Source organism: Nonomuraea sp. NPDC003804 (assembly GCF_040610675.1).
Classification (GTDB): domain Bacteria; phylum Actinomycetota; class Actinomycetes; order Streptosporangiales; family Streptosporangiaceae; genus Nonomuraea.
In genome coordinates this window covers 182,526-208,026 of record NZ_JBEXMT010000006.1, presented here as the reverse complement: position 1 = coordinate 208,026, position 25,501 = coordinate 182,526, and the positions used below count along the sequence as shown (strand labels likewise).

Here is a 25,501-nt window from a genome sequence, read left to right as displayed (position 1 = left end):
CGCCCCACCCATACGTTTCCGGCATGAAAGCGACCCTTGACCCCGCTCCTCCCGTCAGTGTGGTGTCCAGCGCGTACCGGTCCCTCAGCTTCGGCCTGGTCGCGCTCGTCATGCTCGTGGCGTTCGAGGCGATGGCGGTGGCCACCGCCATGCCCGTCGTCGCCCGCGAGCTCGACGGCATGCACCTGTACAACCTCGCCTTCAGCGCCACCCTGGCAGCCAGCGTGATCGCGACCGTCCTCGGCGGCCGGTGGAGCGACGTGAAAGGGCCGTTGCCGCCCATCGCCGTCGGCGTGGTCACCTTTGTCGGCGGGCTGCTGATCGCCGGGTTCGCACCCACCATGGAGGTGTTCGTCGGGGGCCGCTTCATCCAGGGCCTCGGCGCCGGCCTGATCCAGGTCTCCCTCTACGTCCTGGTCGCCAGGGCCTATCCGCAGGCGATGCATCCCAAGGTGTTCGCGTTGTTCTCGGCCGCGTGGGTCATCCCGTCCATGGTCGGCCCCGCGATCGCGGGCCTGGTCGTGGAGAACGTCGACTGGCGCTGGGTCTTCCTCGGCGTGGCCCTGATCGTGGTCCCGTCCGCCCTGGTGCTCTGGCGCGGTACGGCGGGCCTCCGGCTCGACACCGGCACCGCCGAGCCCGCCCCCGGCCTGGGCGGCAAGCTCGTCTGGGCGACCCTGACGGCCGTGGCCGCCGCCCTGATCCAGTACGGCAGCGCGCTGGCCCTCGGCGGCGTCCCGCTGCTGGTCGCCGGCGTGGTCCTGCTGGCCGTGGCGCTGCCCAGGCTGCTGCTGCCCGGCTCCCTCAGGTCCGCCCCCGGCCTGCCGACCGCCCCCGTGCTGCGCGGCCTGGCCTTCGGCTCGCTGACCGCCGCCCAGGTGCTGATCCCGCTCATGCTCATCAACGAACGCGGCATGTCGCCGATCGGCGCCGGCGTCGTCCTGACCGTCGGCGCGCTCGGCTGGTCCACCGGATCGTGGATCAAGGGCCGCGGCACCGTCGGCAACCTGGCCGCCCTGCGCGGCGGCGCCCTGATGATCGCCCTCGGCATCGCGCTGATCGCGCTCGTCCTGGTCGATGCCGTGCCCATCGCGCTCGCCTACGTCGCCATGGCGATCTCCGGCCTGGGCATCGGCGCCCTGCACCCGACGGTCTCGGTGCTGGTGCTGGAGAGGTCCAAGCCGGGCGAGGAGGGCCAGAACACCGCGGCCGTCGGCGTCGGCGAGTCCGTCTTCACCGTCGTGGCCGTCGCGGTCACCGGCGCCCTGTTCACCGCCAGCGGCGAGCACTACGTGGTCGGGTTCGCCTTCGCCTTCGCGCTCGCCGTCCTGGCCGCCGTGATCGCGCCCCGTTTGGCGCAGCCGGTTCCTCCGGGCACCATGGAAGGAGTCCGTTCTTAGGGGGAAACATGCCGCGAGTGCGCGAGCTGGAGGTCTTCCGGTTGGTCCTGCCGTACGGCAGGCGACCGGAAACCCTGCTCGTCCGGCTCACCGACCACGGGGGGATGAGCGGATGGGGCGAGATCGTCTCGCCCGAGCCGAAGCTGTGGGGCGCCCTGGAGGAGGGGCTGGCCGCGCGGCTCATCGGCGTCGACTGGGAGCATCCCGACCAGGTGCCGGGCGGGGGCAGCGCGGTCGACATGGCGCTGTGGGACCTGTGGACCAAGATGCGCGGCGTCCCCCTGTCCCACGCGCTCGGCGGGGGCGGCACCTCGCTCATGGCGACGGTCCGGCTGGGGCTCGACCCGTCCACCGAGAGCCTCGTCGCCCGGGTCAACCAGCAGATCTGTGGCGGCTACGCGCACGTGACGCTGGACGTGCGACCCGGGTGGGACATCGAGCCCGTGCGTGCCGTACGGCAGACCTATCCCGCCCTGAGCCTCGCCGTCGACTGCGGCGGCGCGTACACCTCCTCCGAGCAACTGGCCGCGCTCGACGAGTACGGCCTGGAGGTGATCGAGCGGCCGTTCCCCGTCGACGACCCCTACGCCCACGCCGATCTGCAGGACAGGGTGCGCGCCTCGGTCGCGGTCGAGCCGCGCTCGACCGCCGAGCTCGACGACTACCTGACGCTGCGCGCGGCGAAGGTGCTGCTGCTGAGGCCGGCGGCGCTGCCGTCCCTGAGCGACGCCCGCAGGGCGCACGACCGCGCCGCGGCCGCCGGGTGGGACATCCAGTGCGCCGGCGGCCAGGGTGCGGGGCTGGCGCGGGCCGCGGCGGTCGCGGTGGCCAGCCTGCCGGGATGCACGCTGCCGTGTGACGTGACCCAGCCGCCGCGCAACGCGCAGATCGTGACACCGGCGGTCGGGGCGTCGGGCGGGGTGGTGGCGGTGCCGCTGACCCAGCCGGGCCTCGGGCACTCGATCGACGAGGACCGCGTGCGGCGGCTGGCGAAGGACTCCTTCCGCGCCTGACGGCTACACGCGGACGATCATCTTGCCGGTGTTCTCGCCGCGCAGCATCCCCAGGAACGCCTCGGGCGCGTTCTCGAGGCCGTCGACGACCGTCTCCTGGTAGGAGATCCTGCCCTCGCGCAGCCACCCGCCGATCTCCGTCACCATGTCGGACATCCGGTTCATGTGGTCGCTCACGATGAATCCGCGCAGCGTCAGCCGTTTGCCGATCGCCAGGGCCAGGTTGCGCGGGGCGGCGGGCGGCTCGGTGGTGTTGTAGGCCGCGATCGCCCCGCACATGGCCACCCTGCCGAAGGTCCGCAGCGACCCGATGGCGGCCTCCAGGTGGTCCGCGCCCACGTTGTCGAAGTACACGTCGATCCCGTCCGGCGCGGCCGCCCTGAGCTGCTCGGCCACCGGTGCCTGCCGGTAGTCGAACGCCGCGTCGAACCCGATGTCGCGCAGGTAGGCGACCTTCTCGGCCGATCCGGCGCTGCCGATCACCCGGGAGGCGCCCTTGAGCTTGGCGATCTGGCCGGCGATGCCGCCGACCGCCCCCGCCGCGCCCGAGACGAACACCGCCTCGCCCTCCTTGAAGGAGGCCACGTCGAGCAGCCCCACGTAGGCGGTCAGCGCCGTCATGCCGAGCACGGACAGGAACGCCGAGTTCGGCAGCCCCTCGACGGGTGCCACCTTCCTGGCGCGGGCGCCGTCGAGCACGGCCTCGTCGCGCCAGCCGAGCCCGTGCAGGACCAGGTCGCCGGGGGCGAAGCCGGGCGCGCGCGACTCGACGACCTCGCCGACCGCGCCGCCGTCGAGCGGCCGGCCGAGCTCGAACGGCGGGACGTACGACTCGACGTCGTTCATCCGCCCCCGCATGTAGGGGTCCACGGACATGAACTGGTTGTGGACCCTGATCTGGCCCTCTTCCAGCGGCTGGGCGGGAGCCTCTTCGAGCGCGAAGTTGCCGGTGGTCGGCCAGCCGGACGGCCGCGAGGCCAGGACGAACTGACGAGGCATGGTTGATCCCCCTAAATAGTTGAGATGCATCAACTATACTCAACGGCATGAGCGTGACACGGGAGGTCGTGGCCCTGATGGCCGAGGTGGCGGCCAGGTACAACGAGGCCTACGAGCAGGCGGCCGCCGACCGGCAGCTGACCGCGCTCCAGGCCAAGGCGCTGGTCCTGCTGTCACGCGAGCCGCTGCCCATGCGCCGCATGGCGGAGCTGTTCCGGTGCGACCCGTCCAACGTGACGGGCATCGTCGACCGGCTGGAGCGGCGCGGGCTGGCCGGACGGGTGGCGAGCCCGGCCGATCGCCGGGTGAAGAACGTCGCGTTGACCGAGGAGGGCAGGCGCGTGGTCGACGAGCTCAGCGGCACCCTCGGGTTCGCCGCCGAGCCGCTGGCCACGCTGACCGAGGCCGAGCGCGTCCAGCTGCGGGACCTGCTGCTGCGGACGCTCGGCCGCTACTCATGAGAAACGTCCACGTTTCTCACCACTAGGGCGCCGCGCAGCCGTCCGTGATGCCCTTGGGGGCGGCGACGTCGCGGGGCTTCGGCGTGGGCGTGCCGGACGGCCTGGCCGCGGGCGTGCCCGACGGCGTCCCTGATGGCGTGGCTGTGGGAGTGGCGGACTGGTCGGCCGTGGCGGCGCTGGGCCGGGGCCTGACCGAGTCGCGCAGCGCCTTGGCGGTCACCGCACGGATCTTCACCCAGTCGGGGTAGCCGGTGTTGATCAGCGGCGGGACGAACTGCACGCTGGTCACCCTGGCGCTCTTCACCTTCAGCGCGAGCGGCACCAGGTGCTCCAGCACCGGACGGGGGATGTCGGTCCGCACCAGCTGCTTCGTCGCCGCGGCGATGCCGTTGAACCTCAGCAGCACCGTGGCCGGGTCGGCCTGGGTGAGCAGGGCGCCCATCACGCAGCGCTGCCTGCGCATCCGGGTGAAGTCGTCGCTGAAGGTGCGCGAGCGGGCGTACCACATGGCGTCGGCGCCCTTGAGCCGGCGCGTTCCCGCCTTGACCAGGCCCTCGTTGTACTTGCCGAAGACGACGTCCTGCTCGACGGTGAGCTCGATGCCGCCGATCGCGTCGATCAGCCGGGCGAAGCCCCACATGTTGACCAGCGCGTACCAGTCGATCTTGAGGCCGAGGGTGTAGCCGATGGTCTCCTTCAGCACGTGCGGGCCCTGCCGCTTCTTGCCGCCGAAGATCTCCGGGTGCGCGTCGGCGTACTCCCAGACGCTGTTGAGCAGGTCACTGCGCCCGCCGTTCGCGTCGGGCGGCAGCCTGAACCCCTGGGGGAAGCGCTCGGCCATCGGGGTGCCGGGAGGGAAGCGGACGTCCTCCAGGTTGCGCGGCAGGCTGAACAGCACGGTGTTGCCCGACTTCACGTCGATGCTGGCCACGTGCATGCTGTCGGTCCGCACGCCGATCCTGTTGTCGTCGGCGTCACCGCCGAGCAGCAGGACGTTGACCCGTGTCCGGTCCGCCCACGGGTCCTTCGGCGCCTGCTCGGCCGCCTGCGGCTCGGTGGGGGTGTCGAAGACGCTGTTGAGCGTCTGCTGGTAGACCCACACGTACTGCGCCGCGAGCCCGAACGGCAGGACCATCCCGACGGCCAGCAGTCCCGCGAGCGTGCCGCTGAGGATCTGCCCCGCCTGGGGCAGCCTGCCGGGAGCCAGCACCAGGTAGGAGTGCAGGATCAGGGCGAACCAGCCCAGGCCCAGCGCCACGACGGCGATGATGACCACGGTCAGCAGCGAGTCGGAGGTCAGCGCGCCCGCCAGCGCGCCCACCAGGTCGCCGTCGGCCGTCAGCACCAGCCACAGCAGGCCGAGCAGCAGCACGGCGTAGCCGATCAGCAGGGCCAGCCCGGTCCTGCGCCGGCCCGCCCGCAGGTGGGCGGCCCCCGGGGCGATCGCGGAGAGCAGCGTCCAGCCCACGACAGCGCCCGAACCGGCAGGTTTCGTCCTGTGCCCCACGCGTTACCCGCTTCCCCGTGCGCTCCGTCCTAGGCCGACGGGAGCCTACGGACTTGTACGAAATATCTACCTATGTGGGGGTGAACATCCAGCAAACCCTGCCGACCGAATAACATTCGGTCCATGCCCTGGCAGACGGAATCGCCACCCTGATATTGAATCGCCCGGAACGCCGGAACGAGTTCACGTGGACCATGCGTAGGGAAATGATCGAAGCTTTTGACCGTTGCGATGCCGACGACCCGGTGCGCGCCGCCCGGCCCGCTTCACCACGAAGGCGAGCGAGGCGGATGTGCCGTTCTGGCCGGAAAATCCCTAGGGTGACTAGCGTGTACGAGACAACGGTCCTGAAGCTCCCCACCGACTTCGAGGGCGAAGTCGTGGCGACGCTCCTCGCCAGGACGGCCGGCTCGCGCCGCGCGGTCCTCTACCTCCACGGCTTCACCGACTACTTCTTCCAGGACCACCTGGCCGACTTCTACCTCGACCAGGGCTTCGACTTCTACGCCCTCGACCTGCGCAAGTACGGCAGGTCGCTGCTCCCGCACCAGACCAGGGGGCTGATCAGGAGCGTCACCGACTACTTCCCCGAGATCGACCAGGCGGTGCGGATCATCCGCGAGGGCCACGACCAGCTCGTCGTCAACGCCCACTCCACCGGCGGCCTGGTCGCCGCGCTATGGGCCGACAGGGTGCGCGGCCGGGGCCTGTTCGACGCGCTGGTGCTCAACAGCCCGTTCTTCGACCTCAACGTGCCCTATCCGCTGCGGCTGGCCGCCGACCTGCTGAAGACGCCGCTGTCCTACACCACGCGGCCGCTGCCGCTCGGCCTCAGCACCGCCTACGGCAAGAGCATCCACCGCGACCACGGCGGCGAATGGGACTTCGACCTGCAGCTCAAACCCCTCGGCGGGTTCGACGTGCACGCCACGTGGCTCGCCGCGATCCGCAGGGCGCAGCGCCGCCTGCACGGGGGGCTCGCCGTCGACGTCCCCGTGCTGGTGATGGCCGCCTCGACCGGCCTGCGCGTGCGCGACTTCGTGCCCGAGGCGCGCTCGGCCGACGTGGTGCTCGACCCGCGGCAGATCGCCCGCTGGTCCACCTCGCTCGGCCCGCACGTCACCTGCGTACGCGTCCAGGACGGCATCCACGACCTGGTGCTGTCGGCCGAGCCCGTGCGCAAGCAGGTCTTCGACCAGATCGAGCGATGGCAGCGCGCCTACCTCTGAACCACCGGAACAGGCCCGGCGCGACAGGAGGCCCCGGCCGCCGGGGACAGCGCACGCGACAGGCAAGCGGCGGTCACCGGAGCCCCCTCGCTCACCAGGGGAAGGCGAACAGGCCGTAGTAGGCGGCGGCCACCAGCAGCAGGCCCGTGCCGCCGAGCACGCCCGCGATGGCCACGTGCTGCCACCTGCTCGGCCGCATGCCCTCACGCAGGCCCGACACCACCGCCGCCACGGCCGTCACCTCCTGCAGCAGCATGAGGACGGCCAGCACCCGCACGACCAGCCAACCGGCGAGCACGGCGGGCCACGCGCCCGCCTGGTTGATCGAGAACATCACCAGCAGCGTGATGAAGGCCAGCACCGCGGCCAGCAGACCGACGCCCGTCCAGGCCATCCGGCGCAGCCGGCGCCGGATCGGCGGCCACAGCCTGGCGTTGGTCTCCTCCAGCGTGGTGTGGCGGCCGCGCAGCCGTACGAACATCACCGCGACGGGACCGGCGACGTAGCCGACGGCCGCCAGGCAGATCGTCAGCCCGAGCATCGCCCCGCCGGCGTACCAGGGCGCGGCGGGCACGTCGCTGGCCGCGAAGCGCTGCACCGGGGTGGCGCCCGCCAGGTGCAGCGGGGGCTCGGCGGTGCGGGGCAGGCCGAGGATCCAGTTGCCGAGCGTGTCGAGGTAACCGGGGGTGAACGGGCCGCCGCTGATACGCATCGCGTGGTCCGCCCTGGCCAGGTAGCGGATCGTGTACTTGGCGTTGCCGGCCTTCGTCAAGCCCTTGATCAGCGCCTCGGTGCTCTCCACGAACGGGATGGACGGGTCGGCCGTGCCGTACAGGGCCAGGACCGGTTGGCTGATCCGCTCCAGCGCCGGCGTCGCGTCGTAGCGCAGGAAGTCGAAGCCCACCCCGCCCATCGCCCTGGTCAGCAGGTCGCGCGCGCCGATCGGGGCGTGCAGGCGCAGCAACTGCTCGTTCAGCGCCCACGCGACCTGGCGCAGCGGCGAGACGTTCGGCGAGGAGACCAGCACGACGAAGCCCACGTCGGTGCTCTTGGCCGCGGCGATCGGCACCACCCAGCCGCCCTCGCTGACGCCCCACACGCCGGTGCGCAGCGGATCGACGTCGGGCCTGGCGCGCAGATGCGCCACCATGCGCAGCACGTCGTCGGCGAGCAGGCCGAAGTCCCTGCTGCGGAAGTTGTAGCCGACCTCGCGCTTGTCGTAGGCGAGCGTCACCACACCCGCCCTGGCGAGGAACTCGGCCTGGGGCGTGAACTCCTCCCTCGACCCGTTGCCCGAACCCGACACGAACACCATCGCCGGATGCCTGCCCGGCGCCAGCGGCGCCCTGATCGTGCCGTGCAGCCACTGGCCCTCGGCGGCGATGGAGAAGCGCTCGGTGCGGAACGTGCCGGTGGCCGCCACGGGCCGCCGCTCGGCCGCCGACTGCGGCGGCAGCGACTGGAAGACCGGGTCGGCGGCCAGGGGCGGGGGGTCGAAGGCAGGGGGTAGCGCGTAGCCGACCGTGGCGAGGGCCATCAGCACCAAGCCGACCGCCACGCTCAATGTGCCTCGGCCGTTGCGCATCGGCCTCTCCATGTGAGTTGGTCTGCCCGCTGATCTTTCAGCCTACTCCCGGGGGTGGAGTGATGCTCTGGATGTCGTTGAGCCTGCTTTTGTCGGTGGGAACTGTTAGCTTCCTGCGACATGCGCCTCCTGCACACCTCCGACTGGCACCTCGGCAGGTCCTTCCACCGCGAGAGCCTCATCGAGGCGCAGGCGGCGTTCGTCGACCACCTGGTCGAGACCGTGCGCGCGGAGAAGGTCGACGTCGTCGCGGTCTCCGGCGACGTCTACGACCGGGCACTGCCGCCCGTCGACGCCGTGGCGCTCTGCAACGAGGCGCTGCGCCGGCTCGTCGCGGCGGGCGCCCGAGTCGTCATGATCAGCGGCAACCACGACTCGGCCCGCCGTCTCGGCTTCGGCGCCGATCTCATCGACGCGGCGGGCGTCCACCTGCGTACCGACCCCACGCGCGCGTGGCAGCCCGTGGTCGTCGGCGACGTCGCCCTCTACGGCATCCCCTACCTGGAGCCCGAGCTGGTGCGCGGCCCGTGGCAGCTGGCCGAGCGCAGCCACACCGCGGCCCTGTCCCACGCGATGGGGCTGATCAGGGCCGACGCCGTACGGCACCGCCACTCCGTGGTGCTCGCCCACGCCTTCGTGGCCGGCGGCACGGCCAGCGACAGCGAGCGCGACATCAGCGTCGGCGGCGTCGCCCACGTGCCGCTCGCCGCCTTCGACGGGGTCGACTACGTCGCGCTCGGCCACCTGCACGGCCGCCAGCGGATGGCCGACCACGTCCGCTACTCCGGCTCGCCGCTGGCCTACTCCTTCTCCGAGACCGACCACGTGAAGGGCTCGTGGCTGGTGACGGTCGGCTCACCCGGCGCCGACTTCGTGCCCGCGCCCGTGCCCCGCCCCGTCGGCAGGCTGCGCGGCACGCTCGACGACCTGCTGGCCGACCCCGCGCTCGCCGCGCGCGAGGGCCACTGGCTCCACGTCACCCTGACCGACGCGGTGCGCCCCAGGTCGGCGATGGACCGGCTGCGCGCCCGTTTCCCGCACACGCTCGCCCTCGCCTTCGACCCGCAGGGCGCCGCCCCCGCCCGCCGCCCCGTACGGCTGGCCGGGCGCCCGGAGGTCGAGGTGGCACTCGACTTCGTGCGCGAGGTCAGAGGCGAGCCCGCCGACCCCCTGGAGGAGCGGCTGCTGCGCGAGGCCGTCGAGGCGTCGAGGATCAAGGAGGTCATGGTCTAGATGCGGCCGCACCGGCTGACCCTCACCGCTTTCGGGTCCTTCCCCGGCACCGAGACGGTCGACTTCGACACCCTGTCGGAGGCGGGGCTGTTCCTCGTCCACGGGCCCACGGGCGCGGGCAAGACCACGCTGCTCGACGCGCTCTGCTTCGCCCTCTACGGCGTGGTGCCGGGGCAGCGCAACAGCGCGCGCAGCCTGCGCTGCGACCACGCGCCGCCGTCGGTGGGGCCTTCGGTGACGCTCGAGGTGACGCTGCGGGGGCGGTTGCTGCGCATCCAGCGCTCGCCCGCCTGGACGCGACCCAAGCTGCGCGGCACCGGCGTCACCGAGGAGAAGGCGAAGGTCATCGTCTCCGAGCACGTCCGCGAGGAGGGCTGGCAGGGGCTGACCACCCGCGCCGACGAGGCGGGCGACCTGGTGGGCGGGCTGCTCGGGATGAACGCCGACCAGTTCTGCCAGGTCGCGATGCTGCCGCAGGGCGACTTCGCGCGCTTCCTGCGGGCCGACGGGGAGGAACGGCGGCGGCTGCTGGAGCGGTTGTTCACGGTGAAGGTGTTCACCGCGGCGGAGGCGTGGCTGGCCGAACGGCGCAAGCAGACCTGGCGGGAGTCGCAGGAGGGGCGGCAGGAGGTCGAGTACGCGGTCAAGCGGCTGGAGGAGGCGGCGGGCGACGTCCTCGAGGCCGCCTCGTCCCGACCCGACGGCCTTGCCTGCGCTGCGGACGGCGACGGTCTGGTTTCCGCTCCTGGCACCGGCGCGGGCGGCGACGGTTCGGGCTCCGCTGCCGGCGGCGTGGGCTTGAGGGACGACGGTCTGGTCACCGCTCCTGGCGCCGCCTTGGGCGATGACGGTTCTGGCTCCGCTCCTGGGGTCATCGGCGCCGGTGGTGACGGTTCCGGCTCCGCGCCCGGCGCCATGGGGCGGGTCGCTGACGGCAGGGGTTCCGTTCCTGGCGGCGTGGGTCCCGATGCCGAGGGGCTCGACCCTGGCTCGCATGTTCCCGCTCCCCGAGCCGCTCGCAGCGCCGCGGTGCGCGCCGTGTCGCCGGGCGCCGTGCCCGCTCCCCGTAGTGGCGCCGACGACCCGCCGACGGCGGAGAGCGACCCGCTGGCGTGGTCCGGCCTGTTGCGCGCGGCGGCCGCGGCGGTGGTGAACCGTGCAACGCAGGCGTGCGAGGCAGGGGAGGCGGCCCTGCGGGAGCACCGCGAGAGGTTCGAGCGGGCGAGCGCGCTGGCCGACCGGCAGCGCCGCCACGCCGACGCGCTGGCCCAGCGCCGCACGTTCGACGAACGCGCGGAGGAGCGTTCCGACCTGCTCACGGTCCTCGACGAGGCGGCACGCGCCGACCGCGTGCTGCCGCTGATCAACGCCGCCCGCCAGCGTGCCGCCGCCGCGAGCAAGGCTCGGCACCTCGCCACCGACGCGATAGCCCGCGCCACCCCCTTCCTCGACACCCGGGCGCACCTCGCCCCCACGACCCCAACCCCGGGCAGCCGCCCAGCCGTTGATCCGCTCACCTCTTCCGGCGCCCCTCAGGACAAAGGCCGGGAAGCCTTCGACGATGGTGGGCGACCCGGCGGCCCAGATCTGGACGAGCCTGGAGCCGACGCGCACAGGCCCGGCCGTTCCCCAGGCCGACCGGACGCCTACGCGCTCGGGGACGGGGGATTCCCTGGCCGGTCTGAAGCCGGCTCGCCCGGATTCGCGGTTGCTCCGGGCGTGCTGGCGGAGCTCGAGCGGGAACGGCTGGGCGAGATCACCAGGGTCTCGGAACTGCTCGCCGACGAGAGCAGGCTCGTCCAGCTCCGGCACGAGCTGCGCGCCGGTGAGCAGGAGATCGTGGCGCTGTCCACCAGGGAGCGCGCAGCAGCCGCCCGTCTGGAAGAACTCCCGGGCCTGGTGAAGGCGGCCGATGACGCCGTGGCCAAGGCCAGGCTCGACGCGGCGATGATCCCCGGCGCAGAGGTCGCCAGGTCCGGCGCCGCCACACGTCTCGAGGCGATCGAACGCCGCGACCACTTGCTGGCCGACCTCGCCGCCGCCCGGACGGCCCTGGCTGCCCGCCTTCGCGACCCGGCCCTCGCGTATGCGCTCACCGACCTGCTGACCCACTTGACGGGCCCGGCCGAAGCCCACCTGACCGATCTGACCCGTTCGGCAGGCCGGGCCGAAGTGACCCGTTCGGCAGGCCCAGCCGAAGCTGACCTGACCTGTGCGGCCCCCCCGGGCAGTGCTGGCGCGGTGACCGTTGCGGAGGATTCTGCCGGCGATGAGCCGACCACCCACGCGACAACAGGCGTGGGCGACTTCGCCGCCGACGAGCCGGCCACCCACGTGGCTGACCCGGTCGCGGCTGACCAGCCGGGAGACCTGCCCCGTCCCGGGAAGACCGGCGCACTCCGTGGTGAGACGGCATCCCCGCCGGCTGACCCCACTGGGGTCGACGAGGCGCCGGGCCTGACGGGTTCCAGCAGGACCGGCGCGTCGACCGGTATCGCCGGAGTCGATGAGACGAGCGCCCGCCCGGGTGATCTGGCCCTGGCTGACAGGGCGGCAGATCTGCTCGGGTCCGGTAGGACCGGTGTGGCCGGAGTTGGTGAGAAGGCCGCCCGCCCGGGTGATCTGGCCCTGGCTGGCCCGGCGGCGGGTCTGCCTGGTTCTGGTGTGGCCGGAGTTGGTGAGAAGGCCGCCCGCCCAGGCGGTCTGCCTCTGGATGACCTGGAGGCGGGCCGGATCCGCCCCGGTAGGACCGGTGTGGCCGGTGGCGAGGCGGCGACCCGGCCGGTCATCGACGAGTTGGTGGCCTGGCTGACGGATCCGGTCGGCGCCGAGCACGCCATCCGCCGGCGGGATCTCGCGCTCGGCGATGCGCTCGCGAACCTGGCGGACCACCTGGCCGACTCCGGCGACACCAGCGTGGCCGCAGCAGCGGCTGGTCCTCCCGGGCAGCAAGCGCCGTGGCGGAGCGTCACGGCGTGGGCGCGGCCGGCCGAACGCGCGATGCGCGACCAGCTCGCCGCTCTCGAAGGGTTGCGCGCCGACGAGGCCAGGCTCGCCGAGCTCGACGAACGGCTCGCCGTACTGACCGGAGAGCTCGGCACCCTCGCCGAACGTGAAGCCACGGGCCGGGCCGCCGTGGACGAGCTTCCCGCCACGCTTCACGACATGGCGGCGCGGCTGGCGGAGGCGCGTGCCGCCGCCGGCCGACTGCCGTCGGCGGCGGCCGCCCGGGATGCGGCGGCGTCCCGGCTCGCGGCGGCCGGGCGGCGGCAGGAGCTGGAAGGCGACCTGGAGGCCGCACGCGCCGCCCATGGCATGGCGGTCGAGCTCGCACAGGACCTCCGCGACCGGTTGCAGGAGGTACGGCAGGCCCGCATCGACGGGATGGCGGCCGAACTGGCGGCCGAGCTGGCCGACGGGCAGCCGTGCGCGGTGTGTGGGTCGGCCGAGCACCCCGCGCCCGCCGCCCCCGCCGGGATCGCCTATGCCGCAGATGACGAGATCGAGGCGCAGGCCGCCTATGACGCCGCGCTCGCCGAGCGGCAGGCGTCCGACGGGCTGCTGTCCTCGCTCATCTCGCGGCTGGACGAACTGGCCGAGGCCCCCGCCCCCGAGGTTGCGGAGGCGGAACTGGCCGTCGTCGAGGGCGAGATGGCGGTGCTGGCGGCGCTGGCTGGGGAGGAGTCCGCGTGCGAGCGCGCCGTGCTGGCGCTGGAGTCGGAGCTGGACCAGGCTCGTGACCAGCTCCACGAGACGGAGCGGCGGCTGACGGAGGCGCGGGCGGAGGTGTCGGCGCTGACGGGGGAGCGGGAGCGCATCCACGCTCGCCTGGAAGCAGCTCGAGGCGCCGACGCCGGTCTGGGAGCGCGCAGGCGGCGGCTCGGCGACGAGATCCGCCTGCTGACCGAGCTGACCAGGACCGCCGAACGGGCGGAGGAGATCACCGCCCGGCTCGACGACGCCCTCGACACCCTCGCCCGGCTCCTTGCCCCGGCCTCGGTCCCCGCCGCGGCTTCGGTCGATTCCAGGGCGGATGACGGCGGATTCAACGGCTCCGCCACCGGACACCCCGGCGCTGGGCACCCCGGCGCAGGGCACTTCGGCGCCGAGCACTCCGACGCTGGGCATCCTGGCTCTGGGCATTATGGCGCCGAGCACTCCGGCACGGGGCACTCCGGCACGGGGCACTCCGGTGGCATCACGGGCGGTGGCGTCGTGGGGGATGCTCCCTCTTCGGTCGCCGCCGGAGCAGCCCTGTCCTCGCCTGACTGGTCGAGGCCCGATGGTGGTGACGGGGCGGACGAGCGGCAGCCCGAGGTCGCGGCCCGCCAGGCGGATCCGCGGACCTGGGCGGCCCGGGTCACCAGAGCGTGGGCCGCCGCCGAGCTCGACGCGGCCGACCGGGAGGTGGCCAGGCTGAGGTCGGCCGCCGCCGCGCATCCCCGGCTGGCCTCCAGGGCGGCCGAGCTGGCCGCCGAACACGCCGGCACCGCCGACGCCTTCCGCGAGCTCGGCCTGCGGCTGGCCGCCTGCCGTACCAGATGCGAGGAGCTCGAAGCCGAGACCGTACGGCTGGCGTCCCGCATCGACGCCGCCAGGGGCGCCGACCCGACGCTCACCGCCAGGCTCGAACGGCTGCGGGAGGAGGCGCAGCTCATGCGCGAGGCCCACGAGGCCACGCAGGCCGCCGAGGCCGCCGCGGCCGAGCACCGCAAGGCCGTCGAGGCGGCGAAGCAGGCGGCCGTGGCCGCGGGGTTCGCGGACGTGGAGGACGTGCTGCCTGCCGTACGCACCTCTGAAGAAAGGGAGCGGAAGGCCGAACGGCTCCGCGAGCTCGACGCCGCGCACGCGGCGGTGACGCGCGCGCTGGCCGACCCCGAGCTGGTGGCCGCCGCGGCGGAGCCGGTGCCTGACCTGGCGGCGATGGCGGCCGCGAGGGAGGAGGCCGAACGGGCGCACACCGCGCTGGCCTCGGCGCGTGACCGGGCGGAGCGGCGCGTGCGCAGGCTGGCCGAGCTGCACGAGGAGCTGGTGGCCTGTCTCGACCGCTGGCAGCCCGCGGCCGACCGGCATCGGCTGGCCGAACGGCTGGCGGCGCTGGCCAACGGCACCTCGGGCGACAACCAGTGGAGTATGAGCCTGTCGTCGTACGTGCTGGGCGAGCGGCTCAGGCAGGTCGTCGACGCCGCCAATGAGCGCCTCGACCACATGTCGGACGGCCGCTACCAGCTCCAGCACGACCTGCGCAAGACGGCGGGCGCGCGTGGACGGGCGGGCGGCGGGCTCGGGTTGCGGGTGCTCGACGCGTGGACGGGCGTCGACCGCGACCCGGCGACGCTGTCGGGAGGGGAGAGCTTCATCACCTCGCTGGCGCTGGCGCTGGGCCTGGCCGACGTAGTGAGCGCGGAGGCGGGCGGCGCGGAGATCGGGATGCTGTTCGTGGACGAGGGGTTCGGCACGCTCGACGAGGACACGCTCGACGGGGTGCTCGACATCCTCGACGGGTTGCGCGACGGCGGGAGGGCGGTCGGCATCGTCAGCCACGTGGGGGAGCTGCGCACCAGGATTCCGGCGCAGCTCAAGGTCACCAAGGCGAGGGCGGGATCGACACTGTCGGTCACGGCTCCCTAGTCAAGGCACGGTCCCGGATCGACACTGTCGGTCACGGTCTCCTGGCCGAGGCGCGGGCCCGGATCTACGCTGTCGGTCACGGTGGCTTGGCGCCGGTGTGGCCCGGCCGTGCGGTCGTGTCCCAGGGGCCGCCGCACCCGGACACGACCGCGTCGATCCCGGTGTTGACGGTGGAGGCGCGGCTGCCCGGTGCCCTCGCCTGACAGGATGGGCGCATGGTGAGCATCGGGCAGGTGGTTCTCGGCGTCACGGAGATGCCACGGGCGGTACGGTTCTGGACACAGGCGTTGCACTACATCCCGAGGGCCGGAGCGGTCACGGACCGATGGACGATCCTCGATCCGGTGAACGGCCTGGGCGTCCCCGTCGCGCTGGGGCTCAGCTCGTCGCCGGTGGAGCCGGTCCCGCGCATCCACCTGGACCTGTTCGCGGAGACGACGCAGGAGCAGCAGCAGGAGATCGAGCGGCTGGTCGCGCTGGGCGCCGAGCGGGTGCAATGGGACCACTACCCGGACGACGCGGACTTCGTCGTGCTCGCCGACCCGGAGGGCAACAGGTTCTGCGTCATCGACCTGAGTCACGGATGAGCACGCCGCCACCAGGCCGACCCGAGCCGCAGGCGGGCATGCCGTCGAACGGATCCGACCCGCAGCCGGGCACGCCGCCGAACGGGCCCGACCCGCAGGCGGGCATGCCGTCGAACGGGCCCGAGCCGCGGGTGGGCGCGCCGCCGCCGACCAGGACCCGCGTCGCTGCAGCCAGCCTCGTCGGCACCGCGATCGAGTTCTACGACTTCTACATCTACGGCACGGCCGCCGCCCTGGTACTCAACACCGCCTTCTTCCCCGAACTGGACGAACTTGCCGGTACCTTGGCGGCCTTCTCCACCTTCGCCGTGGCGTTCGTGGCACGCCCGCTCGGTTCGGCGATCTTCGGGCATTGGGGCGACCGCATCGGCCGCACGTCCATGCTGGTCGTGTCGCTGCTGCTCATGGGACTGTCGACGGTCGCGATCGGCCTGCTGCCCGGGTACGCGGCCATCGGGGTGGCCGCGCCGGTGCTGCTGGTGCTGCTGCGCTTCACCCAGGGCATCGGCCTGGGCGGCGAGTGGGGCGGCGCCGCGCTGCTGGCCACCGAACACGCGCCGCCGGGCAAGCGCGGCCACTACGCGATGTTCCCGCAGCTCGGACCGCCGGTCGGCTTCATCGCCGCCAACGGGCTCTTCCTCGTCCTCGGCGGTGTGCTGACCGACGAGCAGTTCCTCGGATGGGGCTGGCGGCTGCCGTTCGTGGCGAGTCTGGTGTTGGTGGCGGTCGGCCTCTACGTCCGGGTGAAGATCTCCGAGACGCCGGTCTTCCAGGCGGCGATGGACCAGCGGAGGCTCGCCAGGGTGCCGCTCGCTGGCCTGCTGCGCCACCAGTGGCGCAGGGTACTGCTCGGCGCGGGCACGATGGTGATCACATACACCCTCTTCTACACGGCCACCACGTACGGCCTGGCGTACGGCACCGCGACACTGAAGATTCCGCGGACCACGATGCTGGCCCTCACGATGGTCGGCGTGGTGTTCATGGGGATCGGCACGGCCGTCTCCGCGTCGGCCTCCGACCGCATCGGCCGCCGCCGTACGCTCGGCTACGGCACCGCCGCCGCGATCGGGTGGGGGCTGGTGATGTTCCCGCTGATGCAGACGGCCTCCGTGCCGTTGGTCGGGCTGGCGCTCGCGGGCGCGCTGACGCTGATGGGGTTGATCTTCGGGCCGATGGGCGCCTACCTGCCCGAGCTGTTCCGCACCGAGTACCGGTACAGCGGCGCGTCGGTGGCCTACAGTCTGGGCGGTGTCCTCGGCGGCGCGATCCCGCCGTTGGTCGCCACCCAAATGCAGGTCAGCGGGCTGCCGGTGTTCTACGTCGGCGTCTACGTCTCCGCGATGGCCGTTCTCAGCCTGCTGTGCCTGCTCGCCCTGCCGGAGACCGGCACACGGCAGCTCGCCGGAGAATAGCGGTCCGGGCTGGAGAAACACCCCTCAAAGGGACGGCGGCGCGATGCTCGGGACGACCGGGGAACGGGGGAGACGCGACAACGGCCCTGCCACGGCGCGACAAGGCCGTCCGGGGAGACGCGACAAAGCCGGCCAGGCCATGGCTCGACAAGGCCGCATGGTGGAGGCGAATCAAACCATGGCGCGATAAGGCCGGACGGGGAGGCGAGTCACAGCCGGCCAGGGAACAGGAGCGGCAGCTCGCGCGGATGAGCGGCGATCAGCCGGAGCTCGTCGTCGGTCAGCGGCCTGCCGGTCATCGCGTTGCAGAGCTGGACCAGTTCGAACGTCAGCTCCTCCTCCTTCACCTCCACCTCCAGACCGTCCATGACGTGCCGGGAGCCGGCCTTGCCCCCGTACTCACCGGTCAGCGCGACCCGCGCTCGCCGCGCGTGCCAGTCCTCGGGGAACCCCCGGCCGGCGGCACCGCCGTACCGTCGCCCGCCCGGTCAGTAGCCGCGGGTGCGGCGGGCGGCGGGACGCGTCCTGCGGGCGATGCCGCGCCCGCGGAACGCGCGCAGGATCTCCGCGCCCAGAATCACTCCCGCGCCGATGCCGACCGCGAGCGACAGCGCCTCGACCAGGTGAAGCAGGCCCGACAGCACGTTGTCGAGGCTCAGTTCCAGCATCCCCCGGTACAGCGCGCTGCCCGGCAGCAGCGGGCCGATCGACGGGATCACCACCACCGCCGACGGCACCCGCACCAGCCGCCCGTACACGGCGCCGAGCAGCCCGACCACCGCGGCCGCGACCGTCGTCGCACCCAGAGCGGGCATGCCGTTGGCGGCCAGCGACACGAACGTCAGCCAGATCAGCCCGCCGCCCAGCGCACCCGGCAGCAGATGGCGGGGCGGCACCAGCAGCGCCACCGCGAACGTCAGGCTCAGCGCCAGCGCGCCGCCCATCTGGGCAGGCGCCAGCGACAGCGGCGCGGACGGCACGCTTTCCACCGTGATCGGCACGCCCAGCCTGACCGCCGCCGTCAGCGTCGTGCTGATGCCGGCGATGACCGCCGCCACGATGAACACCACCTCGCTCAGCCGCGCGGTCGCCGTGACGTACTCGCCCGCGATGCCGTCCTGCACGCAGGCCACCAGCGGCCTGCCGGGCAGCAGCGCGACCACGGCGCCGACCACCGCGGCTCCCGCCTCGACCGGGACGCGCTGCCAAATCAGCAGGACCGGCACCATCGAGCCGAACATCGCGGCCACCGCCGTCTGGAAGAACTCCGCCACGCCCCTGCGCGCCAGCGCCGCGGCCGCCCTGTCGCCGAGCACCGTCGCCACGAACGCCGCCGCCGCCACCGTCGGGCCGCCGCCGATCAGTACCGCCGCAGACGCCGCGATCAACGCCGACGACGTCACCACCGCCCACTCGGGGTAGACGCGCACCCGCCTGGTGATCTCCCTCAGCCGTTCCTCGGTCTCGGCCAGCGACAGCTCCCTCGAAGCCACCTCGCCGACGAGGTGATGCACGGCGATCAGCCGGTCGTAGTCGGGCTGACGCCTGCGCACTCGCCGCTCGGCCGTCGCGGGCGGCCTGCCGTCGGACGGGACGTGCGACAGGGTGATCGCGGACAGGTTCACGTCCGCCTCGACCTGGCGCATGCCGTACCTCTCGAGGATCCTGCGCATGGCGCCCGCGACGTTCTCGGTCGCCTCGCCGCTGCCCAGCAACAGCTCGCCGACCCGCAACGCCAGCGCCATGGCACGATGCCCCTCGGCATCGGAAGCGGAATGTGTCATCGCCTGGCGTCATACCCGCAGCCCAGGCCTTGGATCAACCGGCACCCCCCCGCTTTCCGCCCGAGGCCCGGCCCCGGCGACGTCGCTTCCGGAGGAAGGGTTTGGGGCGGTGCCCAATCCGGGCCCTCCCGGGACGGTGGACGGGCGGATCAGGCTGGCCTTGTCCTGCGACGTCCGTGCTGCGCCGGGACGACACCGGATCGCACCCGAAGCGCCGCCGAGCGCCGCGGAGCCCGCCCCGCCGACATCCGGCCGTGGGCGGGCCTCGGCGTGCAGGTGACGTGGGTGAGGCTCGGCACGTAGGTGACGTGGGTGGGGCTCGGCGCGCGGGTGAGTGGCCTCCGTCAGGTCGCGGACTCCAGGGCGCGGGGGCGGCTCACGTACGCGGCCAGCGCACGCACCCGTTCCGCGTGCTCGTCGTGACCCACGATCACCGGCGGCTCGTTGTACGGCATCGCGTCGGAGCTCCGCCGCAGCTTGATGTACTGCCCGCACGCGTCGATCGCGTACGGCTCCATGTCGTCCTGGAGCGCGCCGATCACCGTGATCCCGTACGTCTCGCCGATCCGGCGGAACAGCGCCACCGCCTCCCTGCGGTGCTCCTTGCCCAGGTTGCGGCCCAGTTCGTCGAGCACCAGGCACAGGTGACCGCCGCCCGAGGACGCGATGGCCGCCGCGCACACCAGCTTGACGGCCTTCTCGTCCATCAGCGCTGTGTTCGCCCTGCGGTTGTACGGCACGAAGCCCTGCCCCTCGCCGCGCCGCCACTTGGGGGTGACCCGCCACTGCCAGCGCTGTTCGGGGTCGGCGGGCGCGGGCGGCACCGGGAACTCCAGGGTCGCGCCGTAACCGCCGTAGGAGGTGTCGAGCTTCTCGAACTCCTCGGCCACCCGGCCCAGCCGCGCCTTGATCGCCGCCGTCAGCGCCGCCCTGTGCACCGCCGTCGACTGCGCGGCCTCCTCGGCGCCCTTGTCCGCCGCCGCGAGGTCTCGCTGCCGGGTCACCACCTGCGACTCGATCTGGCGGCGCTGGTGCTTCTCGTACTCCTCCTGCCCGCGCAGGTAGGAGGCCAGCGAACCGCACACCGCCGCGAACGTGGCCTGCTCCCTGCTGGCCCTGCCCGTGCGCTCGCTCATGAGGAAGCGCAGCTCCTCGGGCACCTCCTCCTCGTCGTCGCCCGGGAAGGTGTCGCGGAAGGCCTGGTCGAGATGGCGTTCGGCGATCCGCCACCACTCCTCCGCGGTGCGCGGACGCTCCTCCTCCTGCAGCGCCGCGATCCAGGCGCGGGCCTCGTCGAGCGCGCCGCCCCACTCCCGGCCCAGCTCGTCGAGCCGCAGCCCCTCGCGCTCGGCGGTGAGCTTGGCCGCCGCGTCGCGCGCCTGGGCGCGCTCCGCCTCGTGCCGGCCCCTGCGGCCCTCCAGCCGCTCGATCTCCATGTCGCGGGTACGCGCCCGGAAGTCGAGCGCGGACGCCTGCTGCTCGGCCACCGCCACCGCGGGCGTCAGCTCCTGGAGCGTCTCGGTCAGCTCGGCCAGCTGGGTCCTGCGCTCGGACAGCCGGTGTTCGATCTCGCCGAGCCGCACACCCGCCTGGGCGCCGTCGAGCCGCTGCTGCGCCTCGGCCACCCGTTCCTCGCCCGCCTTGACGGCCTGCGCCGCCTCTTCCTGGGTGTCCTTGGCACGGTTGAGCCGCTGCTCGGCCGCCTTGATGCGGGCCTCCCTGCCCGTGGCGACCCCGTCGAACGCGCCGACCACGCTGACGCCCGCTGAGCTGACCAGCACCGAGCCCGGCAGGTCGCGCAGCGCCTCGGCGGCCACGCCGAGCTGGGCGGCGTCGACGATCACCGCGTGCTCGGTGGGCCAGCCCCGCAGGCCCGTGTGGTCGCGGGCCTGCTCGGCCACGTCGAGGGCGTCGAGCAGGCCGGTCGCGCCGACCCCCGCCGCCGCGAGCGCGGTGAGCTGCGCGGCGGCCGGCCCGCCCTCCGCGTCGTCGAGCGCCGCCTGCGCCGAGGCGACCTCACGGTCGGCCACGCCCAGCGCCTTGAGCGCCTCGTTCAGCCGTCCGCGCGCCTCGGCCAGTTCCCGCTCGGCCGCCGGCACGTCACGCCCGTCGGCCAGGCGCCGCCGCTCCTCCAGCGAGGGGATCATGCCGCGCAGCTCGTCGGCGGAGTTCTCGGCCACCGCCCGGTCGGCTTCCAGCTTGGCGGCCCTGGCCTGCAGCACCGCCAGCTCCTTGCGCGCCTCGGCCACCCTGCGGTCGAGCGTGTCGTCCTTCAGCGTGGCGATCTCGGCCTTGACCGTCGCGATCGCCTCGGTCGCCGTCTCGCCGGCGACCTCCAGGGTCTCGAGCTGGGCGGCGAACGCCTCGTCCCGGTCGGCGGCGTCGGCCAGCCTGCGCGCCTGCCGCCCCCGCCAGCACCGCAACGCCTCGGCGAGCCGCACCCTGGCCTGGTCGCGCCGGTCGAACGCGGCCAGCAGCGCGCTCGACTCCGTCTCGAACTCCGCCAGCCGTTCGACGGCCTGCGCCGCCTTGACCCGCTTGGCGTGCTCGTCGCGGCGAGCCTCCCGCTCCTGCTCCAGCTCGGCGTCGAGGCCGGTCAGCGCGGCGATCGCCTCGAACACCCGCTCGGGGGAGATCTCGTTCAGCGGCTGGGACAGCAGGTTGGTCGCCACCTTGCTGCGTACCGAGGTGGACAGGAACGACACGCAGCGCACGCGGTCGCCGTACAGGACCTTGGTGAGGTCCCGGGCGACCACGTCGCGGCGGCCCGCCGACCTCGGCAGCGCCGACCACACCTCGTCCGCCCTGGCCACCCGCTCGGCCTCCGAACTCGCGGCGGCCAGGTGGATGCCGTCGCGCCAGCGGATCTCCAGGTGCGGCGCCTCCTGGTTGACCCGCAGCCAGACGGTGATCGGGCCGTTGGCGGTGTCGGGCGCGGGGAAGAGCCCCTCCCCGTCGTCGTCCGGGCCGCCCAGCTCGGCCTGGAGGCCGTCCGGCAACGCGCCGCCGCCCTTGCCGGAGTCCGTACCCAGCGCGCCGCCGCCCTTGCCGGAACCTGCGCCCGGCACGCCGCCGCTCCGCCCGGCGCCCGCGCCCGCTGTGTCGGGCGCGCCGTCAATTCGCGCGGAGGGCGCGCCGTCACTCCGCGCGGAGGGCGCGCCGTCAATTCGCGCGGAGGGCGCGCCGTCAATTCGCGCGGAGGGCGCGCCCACGCCGGGTGCGCCGCCGCCCTGTCCGATGCCCGCGCTCACCGCCTCCGACACGCCCTGGGGGGCCGTCTCGGAGGCGCCCTCGCCCGGCAGCGCTATCCGGGCGGACGGCCCGAAGACGCCGACGATGTAGCCGTGGTCGGCGCTGGCCCACTGCCGTCCTCCGGCCCCGCTGGCCAGCTCGGCGTTGAACAGCAGCTCCGACACCGCCTTCGCCCCCGACGCGAACCGCCACTGCTCGTCACCGAGCAGCGCCGTGATCGACGCGATGAACGACGACTTTCCCGCGCCGTTGGAGTCCTTCGGCCCGGCGCCCGCCACGACGATCAGCGTGCCGGGCACGGTCGGCACCGGATGGGTGGACAGCCGCGAGATGTTGACCGCCTGGACGGCGATCAGCACCCTGTCCCCGACGACGTTCTCCACCAGTGCCACTTACTCGTCCCCCGTCTTCCGCTGTGCTCGAACGGCCGCCGCGAGCGGCGTGTGCGGCCCCGCGGCGAGAATCAGCTCCTCCTGCAGGCGCCGCCGCGCCGCCTGCGTGAGCCGGTGGAATTGCGGGCCCGGCACGTAACCGCCCGCCTCCTCACCGGCCTTGACCTGCGACAGCAGCCCGGCATGCCGCAGGGTCCGCAACGCCGCCTCCAACTCGCCGATGGGCAGCTGGGTGTGGCGGCGCAGTTCCTCGACGGGCGTGGCGTGCGGTGACAGCCAGGTGTCCTCGGGCAGCAGACCCTCCGCCCGCGGGATCGCCACCGAGTGCACCAGCACCAGCGTCAGAACGGCCCGCTCGCTCTCGACGAGCGTGCTGCCCGCCCGCGCGGCCACGCCGGCGTCGTAGCCGGAGATCCACCGCTCCCGCAGCTGGATCAGCGTGCGCCCGCGCCTGGCCAGCATCTCGCCGAGGGTACGGCGGAGCGCCGGATCTCGCAGCGCGGCGAAGCGTGCCTCCTGGACGGGCTCGGCGGCGAACTCGACCGCCATGAACGCGGCCACCAGTTCGGCCCTGCGCCGCTCGTCGAAGGCGTCGAGCAGGTCGTCGAACTCGGCCCGCGCCGCCTCCACCCGGCCACCCAGCAACTCCTGCGCAGAGTCGTCGACGATGTCCGCACGGTCGTCCACATGGTCGGTGCCCGGCCGTGCGGCGGCGCTGTCGTCGCGGGTGGAGCGGCGCGATGTGTCGGCGCCCTCGTTGGAGGAGCCGGGCGGCGCTTCGCCGCCCTCGCGGGCGCGGCCCGCCGGTGCGGTGGCGTCGCCCCCGACGGCGGAGGCGAGCGGCATGCCCTCAACCTGCGCGGGGGCGGCCTGCGGGCCGGTCACCCCGTCCCCGGGGGTGGGCCCGTGCGACGTGGCGACGTCGGAAGGCCCGTGCGACGTGGTGGCGTCGGACGGTCCCAGCTGTGTGGTGGCGTCGGACGCTCCAAGCGACGTGGCGTCGGACGGTCCGTGCGACGTGGCGACGTCGGACGGGCGGTCGCTCGCCGGCGGCGCGGTCGGGTCGTCCATGCCGGTATCCGCCGGGTCTTTCCGGCCGGTCATGACCGAGGCCGCCGCGGCCACCAGGTCGGCGTCGCGTACCACGGTCAGCGCCGTCCGGTCCGCCTCGGGCAGCCGCCTGACCAGCTCCTTCAACTGCCCGTAGGACTCCACGGGCCAGGTCGCGCACCGCGGCCCGAGCCGGACGAACCCGTCGGCCATCACCACCCACGACGAGTCGTGCAGCCGCCGCAACGCGCCCACCGCCCAGTTGCGCATCAGGTCGTCGGTCCGCCCGATCAGCGCCCGGTACGTGTCGAGCACCAGCTCGACCGGCGCGGTCGCGCCCGGCCACGGGTCGCCGGACAGGTCCACCCAGCAGCATTTCAGGCACGCCGCCAGCACCCGCCTGGTCTCGCCCGACCGCTCGACGGGAATCGGGGCGACCTGGTGCTCTTCCAGCAGTGAAGGCGTCACGCCGTCGGGCCAGACGGGGACGGCCAGGTCGGCCAGCCGTACCATGCCCGCCGGTGTCGCCTCTCCGGCGCCCAGCCGCAGCGGACCCTCCGCCCTGGCACGGGCGTGGGCGAGGGAATCCGTCATGAGGTGCGCTCCAGGAAGCCGTGCGACAGCCACGCGGGCTCGTGGGCGGGGTCGGCCGTCAACTCGTCGGACCAGGTGAGCCGGTAGGGCAGCTCGGGGCGCAGGTCGATGCTGGTCAGGTCGGCCAGCAGGCGCCGTGCGGCGGCCCAGTCGGAGCCCAGCAGCCCGGTCAGCGCCACCCGGTCGGCGCCGCCGAGCACCGACTCGGCCACCGCCGCCAGGCGCTCGACCGCAGCGCCCGGCGACTGGTCGAGGGAGTCAGCGGGCCCAGGGTCGGGCAGGTCGGAGCGCGGGGGAGTGGGCTGGGCGGGCGCGGGCCGAGGGCTCTCGTCGACCGCGCGCGCGATCGCCGCCGGATCGTGCCACGGCGCGGGGGCGTCGAAGACGAACCCGTCGAGGACGGCCGCGAGCCGCTCCTTCGAGGCCGTCTGCGCGAACGTGCGCCAGGTCTCCGACGGCAGCAGCGTCAGGTTGCGGGTGGTGCCCGCCGAGTCGGCCAGTCGGCCGGCGGCGCGGCGTGAGGCGTCGCTGTAGGCGTAGATGGCCGCCCGCAGGTCGGTGCACACCTTGTCGAGCTCGGGCCAGCGGGTGAGGATCGTGCCGTGCAGGTTCTGCGCGCGGCGGGCGATCTCCTCGGTGCCCCACAGCTTGGGCGCCTGCTCGCGCAGCTCCTCGATCGTGCCGGTGGTGAGCGTGATCAGCTCGAGCGCCCACAGGCGGAAGGCCCGCGCCAGGTTGGCGGCGCTCTGCCTGGCCTGCTCCATCGTGGTGCGCGGGTCGGCGACGTTGAGGTCTTCGAGGGCCAGCAGGCGGTGCATCTCCGACTGGCCGCCGTCGTCCATCATCCGCCTGATGAACATCAGCCCGACCACGCTGGTGAAGGAGGCGCGGTAGCGCAGCTGGTTGGGCTTGGGGAACACCTCGCGGATCGCGCCGAGCCCCTTGAGCACCCGCAGCCGGTTGTCGAACTGGTCGGCCGGGTAGGCGCGGCAGGCGAACCGCATCTGCTCGTGGGTCAGCCACTCCTCACCCGCCTCGGCGAACGCGGCGAAGAGCGTCTCGGCGACGTCGACCATCGCGGGATCGTCGACCACCGCACCGCTGTCGCGGGCCAGGGCCGCGAACATCCTGCGGTAGGTGGACAGCACCGCCTCCTCCGAGAGGGCGGCGTCGAGGGTCAGAGGCGGTTCGGGCACGCGCTCTAAGGTAGAGGTTCCCGCCGACACTTCGCGCGCGGACGCGTCGTGGCGGCAGGCGGTCCGGCGGCCGGGCACGCCGCGGAAGGGGAAGGGTCCTCAGGCCCGCGCAGACCCGAGGAGCCCGAAGACCCTCCCGCGACAGATCTCGCCGCGACAGGTCCGGCCGCGAC

16 protein-coding genes are annotated in these 25,501 nt (G+C 73.4%); 8 read left to right on the top strand and 8 right to left on the bottom strand.

Annotated features, from left to right (window positions below):
- Positions 1–23: 23 nt before the first annotated feature.
- Both ABZX22_RS10540 and ABZX22_RS10535 read left to right on the top strand, forming a co-directional pair.
- A complete protein-coding gene (locus tag ABZX22_RS10540) occupies positions 24–1,400 on the top strand; it encodes an MFS transporter (RefSeq protein WP_354907381.1) in 1,377 nt (458 codons plus the stop codon).
- A gap of 8 nt (positions 1,401–1,408) precedes the next feature.
- Positions 1,409–2,413: an enolase C-terminal domain-like protein gene (locus ABZX22_RS10535; RefSeq protein ID WP_354907380.1), complete on the top strand. Its 1,005-nt coding sequence runs from the start codon at positions 1,409–1,411 to the stop codon at positions 2,411–2,413.
- 3 nt (positions 2,414–2,416) lie between these two features.
- On the opposite strand, the gene ABZX22_RS10530 is transcribed toward ABZX22_RS10535, so the two are convergent.
- A complete protein-coding gene (locus ABZX22_RS10530; protein WP_354907379.1) occupies positions 2,417–3,412 on the bottom strand; it encodes an NADP-dependent oxidoreductase in 996 nt (331 codons plus the stop codon).
- 47 nt (positions 3,413–3,459) lie between these two features.
- Here ABZX22_RS10530 and ABZX22_RS10525 point away from each other — a divergent pair, with 47 nt between their 5' ends.
- Positions 3,460–3,873 carry a MarR family transcriptional regulator gene (locus ABZX22_RS10525; RefSeq protein WP_354907378.1) on the top strand — a complete coding sequence of 138 codons (414 nt, stop codon included), beginning with the start codon at positions 3,460–3,462 and terminating at the stop codon, positions 3,871–3,873.
- A gap of 22 nt (positions 3,874–3,895) precedes the next feature.
- Here the strand turns inward: ABZX22_RS10525 and ABZX22_RS10520 are convergent, their stop codons facing one another.
- Positions 3,896–5,341 carry an LCP family protein gene (locus tag ABZX22_RS10520; RefSeq protein WP_354907377.1) on the bottom strand — a complete coding sequence of 482 codons (1,446 nt, stop codon included), beginning with the start codon at positions 5,339–5,341 and terminating at the stop codon, positions 3,896–3,898.
- 368 nt (positions 5,342–5,709) lie between these two features.
- Between ABZX22_RS10520 and ABZX22_RS10515 the strand changes: the two genes are divergently transcribed.
- Entirely contained in the window at positions 5,710–6,609 is a 900-nt protein-coding gene (locus ABZX22_RS10515) for an alpha/beta hydrolase (RefSeq protein WP_354907376.1), read from the top strand.
- Between the two features lie 91 nt (positions 6,610–6,700).
- Here the strand turns inward: ABZX22_RS10515 and ABZX22_RS10510 are convergent, their stop codons facing one another.
- Entirely contained in the window at positions 6,701–8,194 is a 1,494-nt protein-coding gene (locus tag ABZX22_RS10510) for a prolyl oligopeptidase family serine peptidase (protein ID WP_354907375.1), read from the bottom strand.
- A gap of 120 nt (positions 8,195–8,314) precedes the next feature.
- Between ABZX22_RS10510 and ABZX22_RS10505 the strand changes: the two genes are divergently transcribed.
- The 4 genes from ABZX22_RS10505 to ABZX22_RS10490 all read left to right on the top strand — a co-directional run bounded on the left by ABZX22_RS10505 (position 8,315) and on the right by ABZX22_RS10490 (position 17,060).
- On the top strand, positions 8,315–9,427 hold the full coding sequence (locus ABZX22_RS10505; RefSeq protein ID WP_354907374.1) for an exonuclease SbcCD subunit D: 1,113 nt from the start codon (positions 8,315–8,317) through the stop codon (positions 9,425–9,427).
- Positions 9,428–15,058: an AAA family ATPase gene (locus tag ABZX22_RS10500; protein WP_354907373.1), complete on the top strand. Its 5,631-nt coding sequence runs from the start codon at positions 9,428–9,430 to the stop codon at positions 15,056–15,058. It abuts the gene before it with no gap.
- Positions 15,059–15,273: 215 nt separating this feature from the next.
- Positions 15,274–15,645, top strand: coding sequence for a VOC family protein (locus tag ABZX22_RS10495; protein WP_354907372.1), 372 nt, complete (start codon positions 15,274–15,276; stop codon positions 15,643–15,645).
- Positions 15,646–15,683: 38 nt separating this feature from the next.
- A complete protein-coding gene (locus ABZX22_RS10490; protein ID WP_354907371.1) occupies positions 15,684–17,060 on the top strand; it encodes an MFS transporter in 1,377 nt (458 codons plus the stop codon).
- Positions 17,061–17,269: 209 nt separating this feature from the next.
- Here the strand turns inward: ABZX22_RS10490 and ABZX22_RS10485 are convergent, their stop codons facing one another.
- From ABZX22_RS10485 to ABZX22_RS10465, 5 genes are all read right to left on the bottom strand, one after another.
- Complete coding sequence (locus ABZX22_RS10485) at positions 17,270–17,428, bottom strand: hypothetical protein (protein ID WP_354907370.1); 159 nt, start codon at positions 17,426–17,428, stop codon at positions 17,270–17,272.
- A gap of 120 nt (positions 17,429–17,548) precedes the next feature.
- A complete protein-coding gene (locus tag ABZX22_RS10480) occupies positions 17,549–18,844 on the bottom strand; it encodes a threonine/serine exporter family protein (protein ID WP_354907369.1) in 1,296 nt (431 codons plus the stop codon).
- A gap of 344 nt (positions 18,845–19,188) precedes the next feature.
- The gene (locus ABZX22_RS10475; RefSeq protein ID WP_354907368.1) at positions 19,189–22,488 is read right to left on the bottom strand and encodes a chromosome partitioning protein ParA; all 3,300 of its coding nucleotides are present in this window, start codon (positions 22,486–22,488) and stop codon (positions 19,189–19,191) included.
- Positions 22,489–24,132: a hypothetical protein gene (locus tag ABZX22_RS10470; protein WP_354907367.1), complete on the bottom strand. Its 1,644-nt coding sequence runs from the start codon at positions 24,130–24,132 to the stop codon at positions 22,489–22,491. It abuts the gene before it with no gap.
- Complete coding sequence (locus ABZX22_RS10465) at positions 24,129–25,328, bottom strand: hypothetical protein (protein WP_354907366.1); 1,200 nt, start codon at positions 25,326–25,328, stop codon at positions 24,129–24,131. The genes ABZX22_RS10470 and ABZX22_RS10465 overlap by 4 nt, the downstream gene beginning before the upstream one ends.
- Positions 25,329–25,501: the final 173 nt, after the last annotated feature.